Origin of the sequence: Mesorhizobium sp. M7A.F.Ca.CA.002.04.1.1, from assembly GCF_004022805.1 — a bacterium.
GTDB classification, from domain to species: Bacteria; Pseudomonadota; Alphaproteobacteria; order Rhizobiales; family Rhizobiaceae; genus Mesorhizobium; species Mesorhizobium ciceri.
Map to the genome: position 1 here is coordinate 1 of NZ_RZPL01000762.1, position 2593 is coordinate 2593.

Sequence of the window (2593 nt, forward strand, 5' to 3'; positions counted from 1 at the left end):
ACACAAGATATTGAGGTGAACAAAACGGGAAAATTCCGCCATCGCTGATTCGTCGCCGATTCGTTCCGGCTTTGAGCTGAACGTTAACGACGACAGCCAGAATCCCCTGCCAATTGCTTAACGCAGATTAAGAAAGATCAACAATTTCATAACCTTGGTCGAGGCACGCCAAGCCATTGTGATCGTTTATCGGCAAAGGTTAATGGCAATGCCCTCTTAGCACGAAACGGGCCAGTTCAGCGATTCAGCATGTGGTGCGTCTCGTGGTCGCGAAATCCACATATAGCCGTGAACAAAAGCTGAACCTGCAGGAGTCACTGATTCGTCGCCGATTCGTTCCAGACTCGTTCTATCCGTTAATCCGCATTCTGATTGAGAGCTTGACGGAACCACCTTCTGGCTGCCGACGGAACATTCCGCTTTCGCTTCGCGCCCGAAATCCCTATGTGTCGCCTGTCATACGCGCCCATTTGAGGCACGCTCCCGACAACCAGAGGCCAGAAGCCTTATCTCCAGGTCCCGGAAGCCTTATTCTAGGTTGATGAACATCCAGCCCAAACACACTGAGCCGCTGATCCTGTCGGGCCGCGACGTGACCGCCGTGCTCGGGCCGACCAACACCGGCAAGACCCATCTCGCCATCGAGCGCATGGTGGCGCATGAGAGTGGAATCATCGGCCTGCCGCTCAGGCTTCTGGCGCGCGAGGTCTACGCCCGCGTCTGCGAAAAGGTCGGCGCCCACAAGGTTGCGCTGATTACCGGCGAGGAAAAGATCCAGCCACCGGGCGCCAAATATTCGGTCTGCACCGTCGAGGCCATGCCGCGCGAGACCGACGCCGCCTTCGTCGCCATCGACGAGGTGCAGCTCGCCGGCGACCTCGAGCGCGGCCACATCTTCACCGATCGCATCCTGCACCTGCGCGGCCGCCAGGAAACGCTGCTGCTGGGCGCCGCCACCATGCAAAGTATCCTGCAGCGCCTGCTGAGGGGTGTCTCGGTGGTGACGCGGCCGAGGCTGTCGCATCTTGCCTATGCCGGCTCCAAGAAGCTGACCCGCCTGCCGCGGCGCACGGCGATCGTCGCCTTTTCCGCCGACGAGGTCTACGCCATCGCCGAGTTGATCCGCCGCCAGCAGGGCGGTGCCGCCGTCGTGCTCGGCGCGCTCTCGCCGCGCACCCGCAACGCCCAGGTGGCGCTGTTCCAGTCCGGCGATGTCGACTACCTCATCGCCACCGATGCCATCGGCATGGGTCTCAACCTCGATCTCGACCACGTCGCCTTCGCCCAGAATCGCAAGTTCGACGGCTTCCAGTACCGCAATCTGACGGCGGCCGAGCTTGGCCAGATCGCCGGCCGCGCCGGCCGGCATCTGCGCGACGGCACGTTCGGTGTCACCGGCCAGGTCGACCCGCTGGACGAGGATCTGATCAAGAAGATCGAAGGCCACGACTTCGACCCGGTGAAGGTGCTGCAATGGCGCACCGCACATTTCGACTTTGCCAGCCTCGACGCGCTGAAGCGCTCGATCGAAACCAACGCCCCGGTCGAGGGACTGACACGGGCATTGCCTGCCGTCGATGCACAGGCGCTCGAGCATCTGTCGCGCGACGAGGACATCCGCGCACTCACCACCAATGCCAAGCGCGTGGCGCTGTTGTGGGAAGCCTGCGCGCTGCCCGACTACCGCAGGATCGCGCCGGCCCAGCATGCCGACCTCATTGCCTCGATCTACACGGACCTCGCACGCCACGGCCATGTCGACGAGAATTATATGGCCGAGCAGGTTCGCCGCGCCGACACAACAGAGGGCGACATTGATACGCTCTCGCATCGCATTGCCCAGATCCGCACCTGGACATTCGTGTCGAACCGGCCCGGCTGGCTGGCCGATCAGGCACACTGGCAGGAAAAGACGCGCGAAATCGAAGACAGATTGTCGGATGCGCTGCATGAGCGGTTGACGAAACGCTTCGTAGACCGCAGGACTTCCGTCCTCATGCGGCGCCTTAGAGAAAATACCATGCCTGAAGCCGAAATTAGTCCTACCGGAACCGTCCTTGTCGAAGGCCACCATGTCGGCGAGCTGCAAGGGTTCCGCTTCACCGCCGACCAGACCGCCGGCGGCGAAGACGCCAAGGCGGTGCGCACCGCTGCCCAGAAGGCGCTGGCCGCCGAGTTCGAGGCGCGCGCCGAACGCTTCGGCGCCTCGGCCAATGGCGATATCGCGCTCGGGTCGGATGGCACGCTGCGCTGGATCGGTGCGCCGATCGGCACGCTTGTATCAGGCGAAGACGCGCTGAAGCCGCGGCTGGTGCTGCTGGCCGACGAACAGCTGACCGGCCCGGCGCGCGACAAGGTCGCCGCGCGTGCCGAGCGTTTCGTCAATTTCCAGATCGAGTCGCTGCTGAAGCCGCTGGTCGACTTGAAAAACGCCGACCAGATTTCCGGCATCGGCCGTGGCATCGCCTTCCAGCTGGTCGAGAATTTCGGCCTCATCAACCGCCGCGACATCGCCGAGGAGATGAAGTCGCTCGACCAGGAAGGCCGCGCAGCCCTTCGCCGGCTTGGCGTGCGCTTCGGCGCCTACCATGTC

The 2593-nt window shown here is 62.9% G+C and carries 1 protein-coding gene; it reads left to right on the forward strand.

Annotated elements, in window-relative coordinates:
- Positions 1 to 541: 541 nt before the first annotated feature.
- Positions 542 to 2593: helicase-related protein (locus ENZ75_RS28040; protein ID WP_281061299.1), on the forward strand; the 2052-nt coding region annotated here is incomplete at its 3' end.